The 18,553-nt window shown below is 69.1% G+C and carries 18 protein-coding genes; 9 read left to right on the top strand and 9 right to left on the bottom strand.

Translation table 11 applies throughout. The annotated features are described in order from the left end of the window. Positions 1-388 precede the first annotated feature (388 nt). Positions 389-1,030 carry a DNA-3-methyladenine glycosylase gene (locus ACIPC1_RS37975; protein ID WP_402525781.1) on the bottom strand — a complete coding sequence of 214 codons (642 nt, stop codon included), beginning with the start codon at positions 1,028-1,030 and terminating at the stop codon, positions 389-391. A 174-nt stretch (positions 1,031-1,204) separates the two neighbouring features. Here ACIPC1_RS37975 and ACIPC1_RS37980 point away from each other — a divergent pair, with 174 nt between their 5' ends. The 3 genes from ACIPC1_RS37980 to ACIPC1_RS37990 all read left to right on the top strand — a co-directional run bounded on the left by ACIPC1_RS37980 (position 1,205) and on the right by ACIPC1_RS37990 (position 3,220). Next, the gene (locus ACIPC1_RS37980) at positions 1,205-1,987 is read left to right on the top strand and encodes a sporulation protein (RefSeq protein ID WP_402525783.1); all 783 of its coding nucleotides are present in this window, start codon (positions 1,205-1,207) and stop codon (positions 1,985-1,987) included. A 41-nt stretch (positions 1,988-2,028) separates the two neighbouring features. Continuing rightward, entirely contained in the window at positions 2,029-2,568 is a 540-nt protein-coding gene (locus ACIPC1_RS37985) for a YbhB/YbcL family Raf kinase inhibitor-like protein (protein WP_402525785.1), read from the top strand. A 145-nt stretch (positions 2,569-2,713) separates the two neighbouring features. Continuing rightward, positions 2,714-3,220, top strand: coding sequence for an HNH endonuclease (locus tag ACIPC1_RS37990; RefSeq protein WP_402525788.1), 507 nt, complete (start codon positions 2,714-2,716; stop codon positions 3,218-3,220). Positions 3,221-3,287: 67 nt separating this feature from the next. Here the strand turns inward: ACIPC1_RS37990 and ACIPC1_RS37995 are convergent, their stop codons facing one another. From ACIPC1_RS37995 to ACIPC1_RS38005, 3 genes are all read right to left on the bottom strand, one after another. Continuing rightward, the gene (locus tag ACIPC1_RS37995; protein WP_402525790.1) at positions 3,288-4,235 is read right to left on the bottom strand and encodes an SPFH domain-containing protein; all 948 of its coding nucleotides are present in this window, start codon (positions 4,233-4,235) and stop codon (positions 3,288-3,290) included. Positions 4,236-4,365: 130 nt separating this feature from the next. Next, complete coding sequence (locus ACIPC1_RS38000; protein WP_384393300.1) at positions 4,366-4,800, bottom strand: NfeD family protein; 435 nt, start codon at positions 4,798-4,800, stop codon at positions 4,366-4,368. Positions 4,801-4,892: 92 nt separating this feature from the next. Beyond that, positions 4,893-5,684, bottom strand: coding sequence for an ABC transporter ATP-binding protein (locus ACIPC1_RS38005; protein WP_384393297.1), 792 nt, complete (start codon positions 5,682-5,684; stop codon positions 4,893-4,895). Positions 5,685-5,805: 121 nt separating this feature from the next. Between ACIPC1_RS38005 and ACIPC1_RS38010 the strand changes: the two genes are divergently transcribed. Then, positions 5,806-6,594: a hypothetical protein gene (locus tag ACIPC1_RS38010; RefSeq protein WP_402525794.1), complete on the top strand. Its 789-nt coding sequence runs from the start codon at positions 5,806-5,808 to the stop codon at positions 6,592-6,594. A 185-nt stretch (positions 6,595-6,779) separates the two neighbouring features. Here the strand turns inward: ACIPC1_RS38010 and ACIPC1_RS38015 are convergent, their stop codons facing one another. The 4 genes from ACIPC1_RS38015 to ACIPC1_RS38030 form a co-directional block, all read right to left on the bottom strand. Further along, entirely contained in the window at positions 6,780-7,019 is a 240-nt protein-coding gene (locus ACIPC1_RS38015; protein WP_402525797.1) for a chaplin, read from the bottom strand. A 196-nt stretch (positions 7,020-7,215) separates the two neighbouring features. After that, positions 7,216-7,464, bottom strand: a complete 249-nt coding sequence (chpE, locus tag ACIPC1_RS38020) for a chaplin ChpE (protein ID WP_402525799.1) — start codon at positions 7,462-7,464, stop codon at positions 7,216-7,218. 144 nt (positions 7,465-7,608) lie between these two features. After that, positions 7,609-8,250, bottom strand: coding sequence for a response regulator (locus tag ACIPC1_RS38025; RefSeq protein ID WP_402525801.1), 642 nt, complete (start codon positions 8,248-8,250; stop codon positions 7,609-7,611). After that, the gene (locus ACIPC1_RS38030; protein WP_402525803.1) at positions 8,243-9,388 is read right to left on the bottom strand and encodes a GAF domain-containing sensor histidine kinase; all 1,146 of its coding nucleotides are present in this window, start codon (positions 9,386-9,388) and stop codon (positions 8,243-8,245) included. Before ACIPC1_RS38030 ends, ACIPC1_RS38025 begins: the two co-directional genes overlap by 8 nt. Before the next feature lie 189 nt (positions 9,389-9,577). On the opposite strand from ACIPC1_RS38030, the gene ACIPC1_RS38035 reads away from it, so the two are divergent. The 3 genes from ACIPC1_RS38035 to ACIPC1_RS38045 all read left to right on the top strand — a co-directional run bounded on the left by ACIPC1_RS38035 (position 9,578) and on the right by ACIPC1_RS38045 (position 12,345). Then, positions 9,578-10,273: an SDR family NAD(P)-dependent oxidoreductase gene (locus ACIPC1_RS38035; RefSeq protein WP_402525805.1), complete on the top strand. Its 696-nt coding sequence runs from the start codon at positions 9,578-9,580 to the stop codon at positions 10,271-10,273. Then, on the top strand, positions 10,270-11,340 hold the full coding sequence (locus tag ACIPC1_RS38040; RefSeq protein WP_402525807.1) for an S-adenosylmethionine:tRNA ribosyltransferase-isomerase: 1,071 nt from the start codon (positions 10,270-10,272) through the stop codon (positions 11,338-11,340). Before ACIPC1_RS38035 ends, ACIPC1_RS38040 begins: the two co-directional genes overlap by 4 nt. Before the next feature lie 306 nt (positions 11,341-11,646). After that, positions 11,647-12,345: a transglycosylase SLT domain-containing protein gene (locus ACIPC1_RS38045; RefSeq protein WP_402525809.1), complete on the top strand. Its 699-nt coding sequence runs from the start codon at positions 11,647-11,649 to the stop codon at positions 12,343-12,345. Between the two features lie 81 nt (positions 12,346-12,426). On the opposite strand, the gene ACIPC1_RS38050 is transcribed toward ACIPC1_RS38045, so the two are convergent. Beyond that, complete coding sequence (locus tag ACIPC1_RS38050; protein WP_402525811.1) at positions 12,427-14,919, bottom strand: FHA domain-containing protein; 2,493 nt, start codon at positions 14,917-14,919, stop codon at positions 12,427-12,429. 237 nt (positions 14,920-15,156) lie between these two features. Between ACIPC1_RS38050 and ACIPC1_RS38055 the strand changes: the two genes are divergently transcribed. Both ACIPC1_RS38055 and serB read left to right on the top strand, forming a co-directional pair. Continuing rightward, positions 15,157-16,980, top strand: a complete 1,824-nt coding sequence (locus ACIPC1_RS38055) for a streptophobe family protein (RefSeq protein WP_402525813.1) — start codon at positions 15,157-15,159, stop codon at positions 16,978-16,980. A 218-nt stretch (positions 16,981-17,198) separates the two neighbouring features. After that, complete coding sequence (serB, locus tag ACIPC1_RS38060) at positions 17,199-18,410, top strand: phosphoserine phosphatase SerB (RefSeq protein WP_402525816.1); 1,212 nt, start codon at positions 17,199-17,201, stop codon at positions 18,408-18,410. Positions 18,411-18,553: the final 143 nt, after the last annotated feature.

The following is an 18,553-nucleotide window of genomic DNA, read 5'->3' on the forward strand; positions in this document are numbered from 1 at the left end:
TTTTTGGCACGCTGTTGAGTTCTCAAGGAACGGACACTTCCTTCGTACTCACCCGAGAGACTCTCTCAGGCTTTCCTCCGGGCGTTTCCCTTCGGACTTGCGTTTCCGACTCTACCAGACCCTTTCGGACCCGATTCCCTGTCGGTGGGATTTGCCTCAAGCCTTTGAATGCTTTTGCTTCGCGGCTTTTCGACATTCACTACGTTAGCCGATTCCCTCCGCAACTCATAATCGAGTTCCGCGAGTTCGAATTACGGCATGCAGGCACGCCGAATTCGCCCCTGTCGAGGGGAGTCGTAGGTAGTGGGTTGGCCGCTCTCGGCTGCTGGCTGAACGCCGTAACCGGTTCAAGCGGCTCGGGCTACGTTACGGACCCCCCAGGGGCGAGTCAAGTTCGGGGACGCCTGGGCACATGGGCCCGATATGGGCTCACCGTCGGGTCGTTGGCGATCCAGAAACGCCACGGGTGAACGCCCCCGTCGCCGGCCACGCCCGTGCGGGGACCGCTGCGTACCTGGTCGGAGTGGACGGGAGCGCCCGTGAGGAGAGTCAGCGGACCGCCCCCCAGGGCACAGGCGTCGGTGCCGTCGAGGGCGCGGTCCACGTCCAGGGCCGTGGCCAGCCGGGCGGGCCCTTTGGCCAGTTCTTTGTCATTTCGGGCCGAGAGTCGACGTTTGCGGGTGAGATCGGCGCCCTCGGTGACCTCGCCGGCACGGAGCAGGACCGCGCAGGGCATGCCCTCGGGGCCGCACACCAGGTTCATGCAGTGCCACATGCCATAGGTGAAGTAGACGTACACACGTCCGGGCGGCCCGAACATCACGTCGTTGCGGGCTGTGCGGCCGCGATAGGCGTGGGAGCCGGGGTCGTTCGGGCCGTCGTACGCCTCGACCTCTGTGAGGCGGAGCTCGATCGGCCCGTCCGGCGTGCTGCGTACCAGGATGCGCCCCAGGAGGTCGGGGGCCACGTCCAGTACAGGTCGGTCGAAGAACTCGCGTGTGAGGGGCGTACGGTCAGGGGCCGTGATCATGGCGTACGAGCGTAGTCCAGACGGGTGCGTGTCGGCGGGGTGGTCAGGGGGCGTCTCCCTTGGAAGGGTGAGAACGCGGAACCGGCGACGGTCGGATTGCGTTTGTAGGGATCAAGGAATCCAGACAGACAGCAGACACAGGACAGAACAGGCGTTGCCTGGGGAGGAAGTGACATGGGGTTCAAGCGGCTGCTTGCGAGCCTGGGGGCCGGTGGGGCTTCGGTCGAGACGGTGTTGACCGAGATCAACACCGTTCCGGGCGGCGTCGTACAAGGGGAGGTGCGGATCCAGGGCGGGTCCGTGAACCAGGCGATCGAGGGTCTGTCGGTCGGTCTGCAGGCCAAGGTCGAGGTCGAGGGCCAGGACCAGGAGTACAAGCAGGACGTCGAGTTCACCAAGCTGCGGCTCGGTGGGGCCTTCGAACTGCAGGCCAACGGTGTGCACGCGGTTCCGTTCGGCCTCGAGATCCCGTGGGAGACGCCGATCACGACGATCGACGGTCAGCCGCTGCGGGGGATGAACATCGGGGTGACCACGGAGCTGCAGATCGCGCGCGCCATCGACTCCAGCGACCTGGACCCGATCAGCGTGCACCCGCTGCCGGCGCAGCAGGCGCTCCTGAACGCGTTCCTCCAGCTCGGCTTCCGTTTCAAGAACGCGGACCTGGAGCGCGGTCACATTCGGGGTACGCGGCAGAAGCTGCCCTTCTACCAGGAGATCGAGTTCTTCCCGCCGTCGCAGTACCGCGGGCTGAACCAGGTGGAGCTGAGCTTCGTCGCGGACGATCGCGAGATGGACGTCATCCTGGAGATGGACAAGAAGCCGGGCCTCTTCAGTGAGGGCAGCGACTCGTTCCGTTCCTTCCAGGTGGGGTTGCACGACTACCAGGGCACGGACTGGGCCGCGTACCTGAACCAGTGGCTGTCGGAGGTCGGCAGCAAGCGCAGCTGGTTCTAGGCTCGGCCGGGAACCGTCACCACCGATCAGGAGGTACCGAGGTGACCGAGCTCAAGCGGCCGCCGCTCCCCCATGACTTCCATCCGCCCGTGCCGTCCTTCACGGTCACGAGCGATGATGTCGAGCAGGGTGCGACACTCAAGGACGCTCAGGTCTACGCGGCGGGGAACACCTCGCCGCAGCTGCGCTGGGAGGGCTTCCCGCCGGAGACCAAGAGCTTCGCCGTGACCTGCTACGACCCGGACGCCCCCACGGGCAGCGGGTTCTGGCACTGGTCCGTCTTCGATATTCCGGCCTCGGTCACCGAGCTGTCGGAGGGTGCGGGCACCGGCAAGTTCGAGGGGCTGCCCGAAGGCGCGGTCCAGGTGCGCAACGACTACGGGTCCAGGGACTTCGGTGGCGCCGCGCCGCCGCCCGGGGATCCGGCGCACCGGTACGTCTTCACGGTGTACGCCGTCGATCAGGAGAAACTCGGTCCTGACGCGGATGCGTCGCCCGCGGTCGTGGGCTTCAATCTGCGGTTCCACACCCTGGCACGGGCCCAGCTGATCGCGGAGTACGCGGCAGGCGCGGACAGCTGAGGGTTCACGGAACGTTTGCCCGTCTCTGGTCTTGGAAGTGATCAGAGGCGGGCATTTTTTATTGCGTTGTCCATCTCGGCGTGCCCGGCCAGAGTTGATCCAAGCCCGCCACGGAGTGGGCTTGTGCGCAGAGGAGGTGGGCTGGATGCGGGACACGCTGGTGCTGAATGCGAGCTTTGAGCCGCTGTCGACGGTGACGTTGAACCGCGCCGTCGTTCTGGTGCTGCAGGACAAGGCTGTCGTGGAGCAGGCCCACCCCGAGCTGCGTATGCGCGGAGCCGCGCTCGACATACCCGTGCCGCGGGTGATCAGGCTCTGCCGCTATGTCCGGGTGCCGTTCCGAAGACAAGCTCCGTGGTCGAGGCGCGGTGTGCTGATCCGCGACCGGCACAAGTGCGCGTACTGCGGCAGGCGGGCGACGACCGTGGACCACGTGGTGCCGAGGGCGCAGGGCGGTCAGGACGCCTGGCTGAACACGGTCGCCTCGTGCGCCGAGGACAATCACCGCAAAGCTGCCCGTACGCCGGACCAGGCGGGTATGCCGCTGCTGCGGCAGCCGTTCGAGCCGACGCCTGCGGACGCGATGCTGCTGGCGCTGGGCCGGGACGACTTCGCCGCGCTGCCCCAGTGGCTGATACAGCCGGCCGCGTAGGTCGGCGTACGTGACTGGGGCCCGCCTTCATCGGAAGGCGGGCCCCAGTCACGTACACGCGCGTTCGTCAGTCGGTGACGGACGGCTTCTCGCGGCGCTCGCTACCTCCGCCGCCCGAATTGCCGCCCGAATTGCCGCCCATCGGACCCATGTTGCCCATGGCGCCACTCAGGCCCTTGAGCGCGTCACCGATCTCGCTCGGCACGATCCAGAGCTTGTTGGCGTCGCCCTCGGCGATCTTCGGGAGCATCTGGAGGTACTGGTAGGCGAGGAGCTTCTCGTCGGCGTCTCCGGCGTGGATGGACTCGAAGACCGTGCGGATGGCCTGGGCCTCGCCCTCGGCGCGCAGAGCGGCGGCCTTGGCATCACCTTCGGCGCGCAGGATCGAGGACTGCTTCTCACCTTCGGCGGTGAGGATCGCGGACTGCCGGATACCTTCGGCGGTGAGGATCGCGGCGCGCTTGTCGCGGTCGGCGCGCATCTGCTTCTCCATCGAGTCCTGGATGGAGGTGGGCGGCTCGATCGCCTTGAGCTCGACGCGGTTGACGCGGATGCCCCACTTGCCGGTTGCCTCGTCGAGGACGCCGCGCAGCGCCGCGTTGATCTCCTCGCGGGAGGTGAGGGTCCGCTCCAGGTCCATGCCACCGATGATGTTGCGCAGGGTGGTGACGGTGAGCTGCTCGATGGCCTGGATGTAGCTGGCGACCTCGTACGTCGCGGCGCGGGCGTCGGTCACCTGGTAGTAGATGACGGTGTCGATGTTGACGACCAGGTTGTCCTGGGTGATCACCGGCTGCGGCGGGAACGGTACGACCTGTTCGCGCAGGTCGATGCGGTTACGGATGGAGTCGATGAACGGGACGACGATGTTCAGTCCGGCGTTCAGTGTCCGCGTGTAGCGGCCGAAGCGCTCGACGATGGCTGCGCTTGCCTGCGGGATCACCTGGATGGTCTTGATCAGGGCGATGAAGACCAACACCACCAGAATGATCAGGACGATGATGATCGGTTCCATCGTTGCTCCCCGTACCCTTCTCCGCTCGGTAATTCCTGAAGATCTTATGGTTGTTGAAGATCTTGCTGGACGAGTGTGACAGACAGTTGTCTGTGCTGTGGGGCGTTCGGTTCAGTTGTGTCGTGCGAGGTCACATGACGATCGCCGTGGCGCCCTCGATATCCACGACCACCACTTCCTGCTCCGCCTCGTAGGCCTGTCCGGAGTCGAGGGAGCGGGCCGACCAGATCTCCCCGGCGAGCTTGATCCGGCCGCCGCCCGAGCCGTCGACCCGCTCAAGGACCACCGCCTGCTTGCCCTTCAACGCCTCTATGCCCGTGGCAAGTTGGGGCTGCTGTGTGCGGTGCCGGGTCGCGATGGGGCGTACGACGGCGAGCAGCGCGACCGATACGGCGACGAAGACGACGACTTGGAGTACGACACCGCCTCCGAGGCCCGCTGTGACGGAACCGGCGACGGCGCCCACCGCGAACATCCCGAACTCGGGCATCGCGGTCACGACGAGCGGAATGCCGAGCCCTGCGGCGGCGATCAGCCACCACACCCATGCGTTGATGTCGTCCACATGGTCATGGTAGGTCCGCGGGTCCTGCCGCGGACAGGGCGCCGATCAGGTTGGAACAGGCCTTTTACCGGGGGCTTCCCAGGTTTGCGCGGTCAGGACATGGGCAGCCCCTGCGCGGTCCAGCGCTCGCCGAGCTGCTCGACGACGAGCGGGAGGCCGAAGCAGAGGGAGAGGTTGCGCGAGGTGAGTTCGAGCTCCAGGGGGCCGGCGGCAAGTACCTTGCCCTGACGGATCATCAGGACGTGGGTGAAGCCGGGGGCGATCTCCTCGACGTGGTGCGTGACCATGATCATGGAGGGGGCGATCGGGTCGCGGGCGAGACGGCCGAGACGGCGTACGAGGTCCTCGCGGCCGCCGAGGTCGAGGCCCGCGGCGGGCTCGTCCAGGAGCAGCAGCTCGGGGTCGGTCATCAGGGCGCGGGCGATGAGGGTGCGCTTGCGCTCGCCCTCGGAGAGCGTGCCGAACCTGCGGTCCAGGTAGTCGCTCATGCCGAGGCGGTCGAGGAAGGCGCGGGCGCGCTGCTCGTCGATGTCCTCGTAGTCCTCGTGCCAGCCGGCGGTCATGCCGTACGCGGCCGTGAGTACGGTCTGCAGGACGGTCTGGCGCTTGGGGAGTTTCTCGGCCATGGCGATACCGGCCACGCCGATGCGCGGGCGCAGCTCGAAGACGTCGACCTTGCCGAGGGTCTCGCCGAGGATGGTGGCGGTGCCCTGGCTGGGGAAGAGGTAGCTGGAGGCGAGGTTCAGGAGGGTCGTTTTTCCGGCGCCGTTCGGGCCGAGGATGACCCAGCGCTCGCCCTCCTTGACCGACCAGGAGACCTGGTCCACCAGAGCCCGGCCCTCGCGGACCACGGATACGTCCTCCAGCTCCAGTACATCGCTCATGAGCGCGTTGTCTCCCATTGCAGTCTCGGCCGTCGCTTACGTCTGTGGACGCAGCCCCCAGGGAAAACCTACGCCACCGGTCGGCCGCTCCATTCCATCGGCCGGTCCTTAGGGTGGAGGCATGCTCTCGGAACCACGCTCAGGACGACTGGCCGCATGGGGAAACGCCCTTTTGGCCGGACTTGTTTCGCCGGATGACGCGGTCCTCGCCATCGTCGGGGAGGACGCGGTACACCGGGTCGAGGGGCTGCCTGGCGAGGTGGGGCCGGTCGGTCTCACGCTCGCGATCGGCCGGCTGCGCGCGCTCGGGGTGACCGGGCTGCGGGTCGCGCTGCCCGCGCCGGGGCACCCGCTCGGGCTCAGCGGACCGCCGGACTTCAACACACGCGCTCTCGACGCCGAGGAGGCCGTCGTCTGCCACGGGGTGGCGCTCGGGCTCGTCCCCGAGGTGTACGAGGCCGGGCCCGACGGCGATGTGCATGTCGAGGTCGTCTGGCACTGCCTCGCCGTTCGGGAGGCGCCGCCGGCCGATGTGCCGTCCCTCGGGGAGGCCGAGCGGGAGCTGGCGGAGGCGTTGCGGGATGCGACGGAGCTGTTGTCGCGGCTGGATTTGGCGGGGTCGGGGCCGGTTGCCGAGGCGGCGGTCGAGGCGTACCGGGCTCGGGCGGAGCGGGGGCGGGAGGTGCTTGCTCCGGGGTATCCGCCGCGTGCGGTACGGGTGCTGGAGCTTGCCCAGCGGGTGGGCCTGCTGATCTCCGTCGCGCAGGAGAACGGGCATGGCGGCGCGGTGAGTGCGTCGGAGATGGCGGCTCGGGCGGAGGCGTTGCGGCCGGTGGAGCGGACGGGGCGGCGGGCGCAGGTGGCTGCGTACAACGCGTTTGTGGAGGAGCGGGAGCGGGGGGTTCGCTGACAGTGGGGGACCCGGCAGGGTTTTCGCCCACTCCGTCTCTACCCGTCCCTTGTTCCTGGGCTGCCGCACCCAGACCCCCGCTGTCGCGCTGAACGCACTCGTCCTCGAACGCCGGACAGCCTGAAAGCGACAAGAGCCCCGCCGACCACTCTCGGTCGCGGGGCTCTTCTCTGATGGGGCGGACGTCAGTCGTTCACGCCGGTGTTGCCGAACGCCGGGTTCAGCAGGCCGATGACGTTCACGCTGTTGCCGACCGCGTTCACCGGGATGTGGATCGGGGCCTGGACGGCGTTGCCCGAGGCGACGCCCGGCGACTTCACGGCCGCGGCCTCGGCACCCGAGTCGGCGACAGCGGCACCGGCGGAGGCGCCGGCGGCGATACCGGCGACGGTGAGGGCCACGGCGGCCTTCTTGGTGATGTTCATGAGAAGCGTTCCTCCTGCGTTTGCGGATCCGACCCGGCCGCGGGTCGTACGTTGAGCAACGCAGAAAACGCCCCTTATGGCACGGGGGACTTCACTGAACTGCCCATTCGGTCCATTGGGCCGACGAGCGGACAACCTGACCGGCCTCCCGGGGGCACCCGGGAGGCCGGTGGTCATGATCGGTCCGGTACGGACCTCAGCGGTTGAGGCCGAGGTTGCCGAAGGCCGGGTTGAGAACGCCGATGACGTTCACGCTGTTGCCGACCGCGTTCACCGGGATGTGGATCGGGGCCTGGATGGCGTTGCCCGAGATGACGCCCGGCGAGCCCACGGCCTTGCCGTCCGCGTGCGAGCCACCGTCCGTGGCGGAGGCGAGACCGGCACCGGCGGCAACGAGGCCACCCGCCACCATCGTGACAGCGGCGGCCTTCTTCAGGTTCTTCACTTCTAAGCCCTCCTAGCGATCACTGCGGCAAGTCCCGCAGCACGCACTGGAGAACGCCCGAGATCCACAGAGGTTGCGCCATCCGGGGGACATACACCCGACGGTATGAATCTCAGCCCGGAACGGAACCCTCCGAATTGCCGGTCACCCGGCCGCACCGTTCCGTACGGCCCACAGTGCGGCCTGGGTGCGGTCGGCGAGGTCGAGTTTCATCAGGATGTTCGAGACGTGCGTCTTGACGGTCTTCTCGGAGAGGACGAGCGCGCGGGCGATCTCGCGGTTGGAGCGGCCGTCCGCGATCAGACCGAGCACCTCCCGCTCCCGCTCGGTGAGCGAACCGCCTCTCCCCTGGCCCGAGTTGACCTCCTCCTGAGACAGCAGGACGCCCGCCACCTCGGGCTGGAGCAGGATGTGCCCGGCGTGCACGGAGCGGATGGCGCCGGCGAGCGCGTCGGGGTCGACGTCCTTGTACACATAGCCGGCGGCGCCCGCGCGCAGGGCCGGGACGACCGTGCGCTTCTCGGTGAAGCTGGTGACGATCAACACCCGAGCGGGGTTGGTGAGTTCGCGGAGCTTGCGCAGCGCTTCGATGCCGTCCATGCCCGGCATCCTGACGTCCATCAGGACGACGTCGGGCTTCAACTCCTCGGCGCGGGCGACGCCTTCGGCGCCGTCGGAGGCCTCTCCCACCACCTCGATGTCGTCCTGAATCTCCAGAAAGGTGCGCAGGCCCCGGCGGACCACTTGGTGGTCGTCGACGAGCAGCACCTTGATTGCGTCAGCCACCAGGAACCTCCATCTCGATCGTGGTGCCCTTGCCGGGCGCCGATTTCACGGTGAGCGTGCCGCCGACCCCGCTCGACCGGTCACGCATGGACACCAGGCCCAGGTGGCGTCCCGCACTGCGTATCGCGGCCGGCTCGAAGCCGCTGCCGTCGTCGGTGACGCGCAGGACGGCGCCCTGTCCGTCCCGCTCAAGGGTGACGTCCACCTGAGCCGCGCCGGAGTGCCGCAGCGCGTTGTGCAGGGCTTCCTGGGCGACGCGCAGCACGGCCTCCTCCTGGGAGGCGGGCAGCGCTCGTACGCCGCAGCTGCTGAAGGTCACGCGCGCGGAGTGGGCGCGGTCGAGGACCTGGATGTGGGTGCGCAGGGTGGCGACCAGTCCATCCTCGTCCAGGGCGGCCGGGCGCAACTCGACGACGGCGGCGCGCAGTTCGTCGGCCGCCTCCGCGGCGAGGGCGGCCACCTGCTGGAGTTCGCCCTTGGCGCGCGAGGGGTCGCGGTCGACGAGGGCCGCGGCGGCCTGTGCGGTGAGGCGCAGGGAGAAGAGCTTCTGGCTGACGGCGTCGTGGAGTTCGTGGGCGAGCCGGGAACGCTCCTCGGTGATGGTGAGCTCGCGGCTGCGCTCGTAGAGGCGGGCGTTCGTCAGGGCGATCGCCGCGTGCTGGGCGAGGATCGTCAGGAGTTCCTCGTCGTCCTCGGTGAAGCCGCAACCGCCGTCTGGCTTGGGGCAGTTCTTGTTGGCGAGGAACAGGGCGCCGATGACCTCGTCCCCGTCGCGGATCGGCAGGCCCAGGAAGTCGGACATGTCGGGGTGGGCGCCGGGCCAGCCCTCGAAGCGGGGGTCCTTGCGGACATCGGCGAGACGCTCGGGGCGGGCCTCGTGGAGCATCGCGGCGAGGATGCCGTGCTGGCGCGGGAGCGGGCCGATGGCCTTCCACTGGGCGTCGCTGATGCCGTCCACGACGAACTGGGCGAAGCCTCCGTGGTCGTCCGGGACCCCGAGCGCCGCGTACTGGGCGTCGAGCAGCTCGCGGGCCGAGGCGACGATCGTCTTGAGGACGTCGCGCACCTCGAGGTGCCTGCTCATGGCCAGCAGCGCGGCACTCACCGCGTACAGACCGGACCGGGGGCCTTGGCTCATGACCCCAACGTACCTGCGGGGTGTGACAACCCGTATCCGCCCTGTGGCCACCGACGCCTAGGTCGGTGGGCCTAGGGCAAAGGGCCCCTGATCTTCGCGACCCCTGCACGAGGCGGCGGGGGTGGCCGGGTTCCTACGTTGAGGTCACCGCCGAAGGAAGGCGGTCGAGGACGAGGGGACGTGGGTGGCATGCCGGTAGCGATCATCACGGGGGCTTCGAAGGGGTTGGGGCGGGCTCTCGGCGCGGCTCTGGCCGAGCGCGGCTGGGATCTGGTGCTGGACGCGAGGACGGCGGGGGCGCTGGAGGAGACGGCGGTGGCGCTGTCCGTGTACGGGACGCGGGTGGAGGCGCTGCCCGGGGATGTCACGGATGCCGGGCACCGCGCCGAGCTGGTGGCGGCGGCCCGGAAGCTCGGGGGCGTCGACCTTCTGGTGAACAACGCGAGCGCGCTGGGCGCCGAACCGCTCGTACGTCTGGAGGGGCTGTCCCTGGACGGCCTGCGGCGGGCCCTGGAGGTCAACGTGGTCGCCGCGCTGGGCCTGATCCAGGAGGCGCTGCCGCTGCTGCGGGCCGCGCGGGAGGGCTCCGTCATCGACATCAGCTCGGACGCTGCTGCCGAGGCCTACGAGACGTGGGGCGGGTACGGGGCGTCGAAGGCCGCGCTCGATCATCTTTCGGCGGTGCTCGCCGAGGAGGAGCCCGGGCTGCGGGTCTGGGCGGTCGACCCCGGCGACATGGGCACGGACCTGTACGCGGCGGCCGTACCGGACGACGACGATCCGCGGCCGGCGCCGGCCAGTGTCGTTCCGGCCTTTCTGCGGCTGCTGGACCGGCGTCCGGCCAGTGGTCGTTACGGTGCTCCCGCTCTGCTGGAGACGCGATGACGACCACGACGGGGGTTCTCTCGGCGCGGGTACCGGTCGAGCAGCGGGGGCCCGGGCTGGACCGGGATGCGGTGCGGCTGCTCGTCTCGCGGGGCACCGAGGTCTCGCACCACGAGTTCGTGGAACTGCCGGGGCAGCTGCGGGCCGGGGACCTGCTCGTCGTCAACACCTCTGCGACGCTGGCCGCGGCCGTCGACGGGAGCATCGGGCACGCGCGCGTGGTGGTGCATTTCTCCACGCGCGGTGATGACGGGCGGTGGGCCGTCGAGCTGCGGGATCCCGACGGAAGGGGCACCACGCGTGCGCGTGCGGGCGGTCCGGCAGGAACGCGGGTGCGCCTCCCCGGGGGCGTACGCCTCGTACTGGAGGAGCCGCTGACCGCGCGCAGCCCGCGCCTGTGGTGGGGGCGGGTGTCGGACGCGGACGTCCTCGGGCTGCTGCGGCGGCACGGGCGGCCCATTCGCTACTCCTATACGGAGAGGGACCAGCCGCTGTCCGTCTACCAGACGGTGTTCGCGCTGCCGTCCGTTGACGGCGCGGGCAGTGCGGAGATGCCGAGTGCCGCACGGCCCTTCACTCCGCGTCTGGTGGCGGAGCTGGTGAGCCGGGGCGTGCAGTTCGCGCCGATCACGCTGCACACCGGGGTCGCGTCGGCCGAGGCGCACGAGCCGCCGTATCCGGAGAGATTCGAGGTGCCGCCGGCGTCGGCCCGGCTGATCAACGCGGCGAAGGCGGGAGACGGCCGGGTCGTCGCGGTCGGCACGACGGCCGTACGCGCTGTCGAGTCCGCCGCGGACGCCGACGGGGTGGTCCGGGCGCGGAAGGGCTGGACGGACCTCGTGGTGACCCCGGAGAGGGGCGTGCGGGTCGTCGACGGGCTGCTGACGGGGCTGCACGAGCCGGAGGCCTCGCATCTGCTGATGCTGGAGGCGATCGCGGGAAGGGCTGCCGTGGACCGCAGCTACGACGCGGCGCTGAGCGGGCTCTACCTCTGGCACGAGTTCGGGGACGTGCACCTCATCCTTCCGGAGGAGAACCCTCACTCTGGGCATTGCTCCAGCAACTAATGGTGAGACCGGCGGGTGGCCGGTGTGACCCCGAGCATAGGGCGCACATCACGTACGAAGGGGCATAGGAGATAAAGGGGACCTGCGTGAGCGGGAAAGGCGTGACAGTCTGTCCTGTTTTGCCCTTCCTGGGTCCACTATCGGGCTTCGTACGTCACACCTTTGCCACATGTTTTTGCGGCCGCTAAGAATGGCCTCCGTCGCTCAGCGCCGCGGGTTCCACCCCGCGGCGTTTGTTCCGGAAAACACTCTGTCCCCACCCGGACCGGGAGCGACCTCCGCGCTATTCGAAGAGGTCCATCAGTCATGCCCAAGAACACCGCCACTCCTGGTCATAGTCCCAAGCTGACCAAGGCCCACAAGCTGTCGATCGCCGGTGTCGCGACCCTCGGTGCCGCCGCCCTGGCGTTCTCGCTGGTGCCGGGCAACGCCGGGACCACCACGAGCGACGCCGCCGTCTCCTCGGCCCACGTCGCCTACAGCGACCAGCAGATCCAGGACGTGAAGGGCAGCGTCACCGACCAGCTGGCCGGCGCCGACCTGAAGACGCAGGACATCGCGGCGAAGCAGAAGGCGGCCGCCGACGCCGCCAAGAAGAAGGCCGCGGACGCACGCACGAAGGAGCAGGCCGCGAGCCGCTCCGCCGCGCGCCCCCAGATGGAGACCGTCGCCGCGAAGACGTACGCCAACAACCTCGACGGCTGGATCCGCCAGTCCCTCGACATCATGGCGAAGAACGGCATACCCGGTACGTACAACGGGCTGTACCGCAACATCATGCGGGAGTCGACGGGCAACCCGAACGCCATCAACGGCTGGGACATCAACGCCCAGAACGGCACCCCGTCGATCGGCCTGCTCCAGGTCATCCAGCCGACGTTCAACGCCTACCACGTGGCCGGCACGTCGACGAGCATCTACAACCCGGTCGCCAACATCACGGCCGCCGCCAACTACGCGGCCGACAAGTACGGTTCGATCGACAACGTCAACGGCGCGTACTGAGGCCGGGCGCGGAGCTCTGACACGTACGCCGAAGGGCGGCACCCCTGCTGGGGAGCCGCCCTTCAGTCGTGCCCGCGGTGCTTACTTGCGCATGACCTCGGGCTCGTGGCGACGCAGGAAGCGGGCCACCAGGAAGCCGCAGACCACGGCGAGCGCGATGAGGGCGACCATGTCGAGGGTCCACGTGGCCATGGTGTGGTCCCACAGCGGGTCCGTGTTGGACAGGTCGTCCTTGTTCGGGCTGAGCACGTTGAAGTCCAGCGTGGCGCCCGCCGCGGCCACCGCCCAGCGCGACGGCATCAGGTAGGAGAACTGGTTGACGCCGATCGCGCCGTTCAGGGCGAACAGGCAGCCCGTGAACACGACCTGGACGATCGCGAACATGACGAGCAGCGGCATGGTCTTCTCGGCCGTCTTCACCAGCGAGGAGATGACCAGGCCGAACATCATCGAGGCGAAGCCCAACGCCATGATGGGGATGGTGAGTTCCAGCTTTGTCATGCTGCCGAGGAACAGACCCTCCTTCGGGACCTCACGGGTGGCGAAGCCGATGGCTCCGACCAGACCGCCCTGCAGGATGGTGACCACCCCGAGCACGATCACCTTGGACATCAGGTACGCCGAGCGGGACAGGCCGGTCGCGCGCTCCCGCTCGTAGATCACCCGTTCCTTGATGAGCTCTCGGACGGAGTTGGCCGCACCCGCGAAGCAGGCGCCGACAGCGAGGATCAGCAGGACCGTCTGGGCCGTGGCGTTCCCCTGGTTGGCCCCGGACGCATTGAACCGGGGCAACAGGTCGTCGCCCTGGTCGATGAGAATGCTGACCGAGCCGAGAACCAGCGGCAGGATCACCGTCAGCGCCAGGAATCCCTTGTCCGACGCGATCACCGATACATAACGTCTGATCAGCGTGGACAGCTGGGACAGCCAGCCCTGCGGCTTCGGCGGCCGCATCGACTGCGGCGGCGGCATGTGCACCGACTGCGCGGCGACGGCGTCGATGTCCGCCGCGTACATCTGGTAGTGCTGCGAGCCCTTCCAGCGGCCCGCCCAGTCGTAGTCGCGGTAGTTCTCGAAGGAGGAGAAGACGTCGGCCCAGGTCTCGTAGCCGAAGAAGTTCAGGGCCTCCTCGGGCGGACCGAAGTACGCGACCGCACCGCCGGGAGCCATCACCAGGAGCTTGTCGCAGATGGCGAGTTCGGCCACGGAGTGCGTGACGACGAGGACCGTACGGCCGTCGTCGGCGAGGCCGCGCAGGAGCTGCATGACGTCGCGGTCCATGCCCGGGTCGAGGCCGGAGGTCGGCTCGTCCAGGAAGATCAGCGACGGCTTGGTGAGCAGCTCCAGAGCCACGGAGACACGCTTGCGCTGGCCACCGGAGAGAGAGGTGACCTTCTTCTCCTTGTGGATGTCCAGCTTCAGCTCGCGCAGCACCTCGTCTATACGGGCATCGCGCTCCTTGCCCGTGGTGTCGGCGGGGAAGCGGAGCTTGGCCGCGTACTTGAGGGCCTTCTTGACGGTCAGTTCCTTGTGCAGGATGTCGTCCTGCGGGACCAGACCGATGCGCTGGCGCAGCTCGGCGAACTGCTTGTACAGGTTCCGGTTGTCGTAGAGAACATCGCCCTCGTTGGCGGGGCGATAGCCCGTGAGCGCCTTCAGGAGCGTCGACTTGCCGGAGCCCGAGGGGCCGATGACCGCCACGAGCGACTTCTCGGGTACGCCGAAGGAGACGTCCTTGAGGATCTGCTTGCCGCCGTCGACCGTCACCGTCAGGTGGCGGGCCGAGAAGGAGACCTCACCGGTGTCGACGAACTCCTCGAGGCGGTCGCCGACGAGGCGGAACGTCGAGTGGCCGACGCCCACGATGTCGTTCGGGCCGAGCAGCGTCGTGCCGCCCTTGGCGATCGGCATACCGTTGACGTACGTGCCGTTGTGCGAGCCGAGGTCACGGATCTCGTAGCGGCCGTCCGGCGTCGCGTGGAACTCCGCGTGGTTGCGCGAGACCTGCAGGTCCGAGACCACGAGCTCGTTCTCCAGGGCGCGGCCGATGCGCATCACGCGGCCGAGCGAGAACTGATGGAACGTGGTCGGGCTGCGGTCGCCGTAGACCGGTGGCGCCGCCGCGCCCCCACCGGGCCCCTGCTGCGGCGGGATGTTCGCGGCCTGCTGCGGCCGCTGCCAGCCCTGCTCCGGAGCCTGTTGCGGTGGTGCCTGCTGAGCCCAGCCGGGGTTCGCGCCCTGCGCGGCGAACGGCTGCTGCTGCGGCTGTGCGACGGCTGCCGCGGCGCCGGAGAGGTTCAGACGCGGTCCGTCGGTCGCGTTGCCGAGGTGCACGGCCGAGCCGGGGCCGATCTCCATCTGGTGGATCCGCTGCCCCTGCACGAATGTGCCGTTGGTGCTGCCGTGGTCCTCCAGGACCCAGCTACGGCCGTCCCAGCTGATCGTGCCGTGCCGCCAGGACACCCTGGCGTCATCGAGCACGATGTCCCCCTGCGGATCACGTCCGAGGGTGTATGGCCTGGACGCATCGAGCGTCCAGGTCCGTCCGTTCAATTCCAGTACAAGTTCCGGCACTCCATGCCCCACTGAGTTGTCCCCCGAAGTTGCCCCATCACAGGGAGTCTAGGGATGTCGAACATCCTGGGGAACTATTTCAGTTGGAGCCCCCTGACCGAAAGTCGGGCCCGGTGAAGGGTGTGTACGGGCGGGTTGCCCGTTTCCGTTGACGGGGTTGAAACCGGCCCGGAGAGTGGTAATCCCACGCGAGGGGGACATGCGCGGTGGTTCGCCGCGGCGCGGATCGGGGGGCTGATGACGAACATCGAGACCACTGAGTACGGCAGGGGGGTGCCGTGGGGAGACGTACTGCTGTCCGCGGTCGCCGCTGTGAGCTGGGCACTGATCGGAATGGCGGGCACGGCCGCGCTGGGTCTGCATCTGCTCGGCGCGGACGCGGCGGGCTCCCTGGGACCCATGACCGCGGCGGTTGTGGCACTCGGGGCAGGTGGTTCCGTCACCCCGTCCGGTGATGTGTCCGCCTTCGGCCTGAAAGGAGCGGAGGCCACCACAGCCATACAGATCACGCCACTGGGGGTGGGCCTCGTGGGCGCGCTCCTGCTGTCGTGGTTCTTCCTACGCTCCTTGCGCGCAGCGGGAGCTGTGATCGCGCCGTCCGAACTCCTCGCGCGCACGGGCTCGGTGATCGTCCTCTTCATGGCGATGCTGGGCGGACTCGCCTGGGCCGGCCACGACATCATCACCATCGACGGAAGCGAGCTCGGTCTCGACCAGGTGCCGGGCGCCGACGGCCTTGGCGGCATCACGGACCAACTCCCCGGCGGGCTCGGGGACATCGGGGACATCGGTGGGCTGCTGCCCGACCAGATCGGCGACCTCGTGGACGCGCAGGCGGCCGTGGGCTTCACCGTCGACACCGTGCCGACGCTGCTCGACGGCGCCGCCTGGGCTGCTGGGATCCTGCTGATCGCACTGCTCGCCTCCCGTCGTACACCGCTGCCGCGCGGCTGGGACGCCGTGCACCGGGTGGTGCGGCCGGCCGCGTCCGCGCTGGTCACGGTATTGCTGGTGGCGGTCCTGGCAGGGTTCGCGGCGGCGGCGTACGCGGCGATCGGCGACGACAACCCCAAGCGGATCGCGGGCGCTGCCCTGCTCGGCACACCCAACGGCGTCTGGCTCGGCATCCCCGTCGGCCTCCTCGTCCCCGTCGACGGCCAGGCCACGGGCGAACTCGCCAAGCTGCTGCCGGACCCCATGGACGAGCTGCTCAACATCAGCTCCGACCAGCCGATCACCCTGGGGCGTCTCGCCGAACTGGACGGCCGGGTCTGGCTGTTGGGCGTCGCGGCCGCACTGACGATGCTGTTCGCGGGCGTCCTGGCCGCCGCACGTACGCCATTTGTACGGGCACGGGATGCCGCCTTCGCCGGGGGGCCGGGCGGTACAGATGTACGGGGGCAGGGTGCCCTCGGCTTCGCGGGGCGCTGCGCTCTTCGGCTCGGGATCGTGACGGCACTGGCACTGCCGCTGCTGGGGTGGCTGACGGAGGTGTCCGTGGACGCCTCACTGTCGGTGCTCGGCTTCGACGCGTTCGGTGCGGGGATCGAACTCCATGGGCAACCTGGCATGGCGCTGCTGCTCGGCGCCCTGTGGGGTGCGGGCGCGGGCGGGGCCGGCGCGCTGCTGGCGTACGCGAGCGGGGCCGCGGGGCGTCGGGCGGCGCCGCTGGCCCGGGGTGGCGGCACGGCTCCGGTTGCTCAGGGGTCCGCGGAACTCCCCCGGCAGCCGGGACCGTACAGCCCGAGTACGCCACACCGGGCGCCGAACCCCGACACCAATCCGTATCTGCGCCTGCCCGACGAACTGCGCGAACCCGACGACCGTCGGCCCGAGGACCGCCGACCCGAGGACAGCCGGCCTGCCGAGCGGGCGCGGCCGCCCGACGTGTACGGCGCGCCGACGGTGATCGGGCCGTACACGCCGCCACCCACGCCGTCCAGGCGACGGTCGCCGTCGCGGGGCACCCCTCCCCCTCCCCCTCCACCGCCCCCGCCTTCGCCTTCGCCTTCGCCCGAGGAGGGGCCGCCGCCACCGGGGAGCTCTCGGCGCCGGGACTGATTCCGGACCGGACTCGACCGGCGTGAGGTGTGGGGTGGGGGGTGGGCTGATCGCTGCCTGTTAGTGAGCCTCACTACCGGGGTGGGCTGATCGCTGCCCGGAGTGAGCCTCACTACCGGGACATGTCCACGCCACGAACCGGACACCCAGTGTTTCCCGTCCGCAGGGCGGACCTCAGGGGCGGAAGGCACGGGGTGCCAGATACGGTGGATACCACCATGAGCGCATCACAGACCTCTGATGTCCCCACCCTTCTCGTCAAGATCTTCGGCAAGGACCGGCCGGGCATCACGGCCGGGCTCTTCGACACTCTCGCCGCCTTCTCCGTCGACGTGGTCGACATCGAGCAGGTCGTCACCCGTGGCCGGATGGTGCTGTGCGCGCTCGTGACCGAGCCGCCCGGCGGGCTCGAAGGTGATCTGCGGTCGACCGTCCACAGCTGGGCGGAGTCGATGAAGATGCAGGCGGAGATCATCTCCGGCCTCGGTGACAACCGGCCGCGCGGACTCGGGCGCTCGCTCGTCACCGTGCTCGGGCACCCGCTCACGGCGGAGTCGACGGCCGCGATCGCCGCGCGGATCACGAAGGCCGGCGGCAACATCGACCGGATCTTCCGGCTCGCCAAGTACCCCGTGACAGCGGTCGAGTTCGCCGTGTCCGGTACGGCGACCGAGACGCTGCGCACCGCTCTGGCACCCGAGGCCGCGGGGCTCGGCGTCGACATCGCGGTGGTCGCGGCCGGGCTGCACCGCAGGGCCCAGCGCCTCGTCGTGATGGATGTGGACTCGACGCTCATCCAGGACGAGGTGATCGAGCTCTTCGCCGCGCATGCCGGGTGCGAGAAGGAGGTCGCCGAGGTGACGGCGGCCGCGATGCGCGGGGAACTGGACTTCGAGCAGTCGCTGCACGCGCGCGTGGAGCTCCTGAAGGGGCTGGACGCCTCGGTGGTGAGCAAGGTGCGCAACGAGGTGCGGCTGACGCCGGGCGCGCGCACGCTGATCCGCACGCTGAAACGGCTCGGCTTCCAAGTCGGCGTCGTCTCCGGCGGGTTCACACAGGTGACCGATGACCTCAAGGAGCGGCTCGGGCTGGACTTCGCGCAGGCCAACACCCTGGAGATCGCCGACGGGAAACTGACCGGCAGGGTCACCGGCGAGATCGTGGACCGTGCGGGCAAGGCACGGCTGCTGCGCCGGTTCGCCGCCGAGGCGGGTGTGCCGCTCGCCCAGACGGTGGCGATCGGCGACGGCGCCAACGACCTCGACATGCTCAACGCGGCCGGTCTCGGCGTCGCGTTCAACGCCAAACCGGTCGTACGCGAGGCCGCGCACACCGCCGTGAACTTCCCCTTCCTTGACACCGTTCTCTATCTGCTGGGTATCACGCGCGAAGAGGTCGAGGCGGCGGACATGCACCTGGACGACCACTGAACCCAAGAGTCATCGCGCCCAAGATCCACTGAGCTACTGAGCTACTGAGCTACTGAGCTACTGAGCTACTGAGCTCAGGATGCTCGCGACGGGGCCCGGCACCGTCACGGTGCCGGGCCCCTCTCTATCTCTTGGCCGGGTCG

The organism is Streptomyces sp. NPDC087263, assembly GCF_044744645.1.
Taxonomy (GTDB): Bacteria; Actinomycetota; Actinomycetes; order Streptomycetales; family Streptomycetaceae; genus Streptomyces.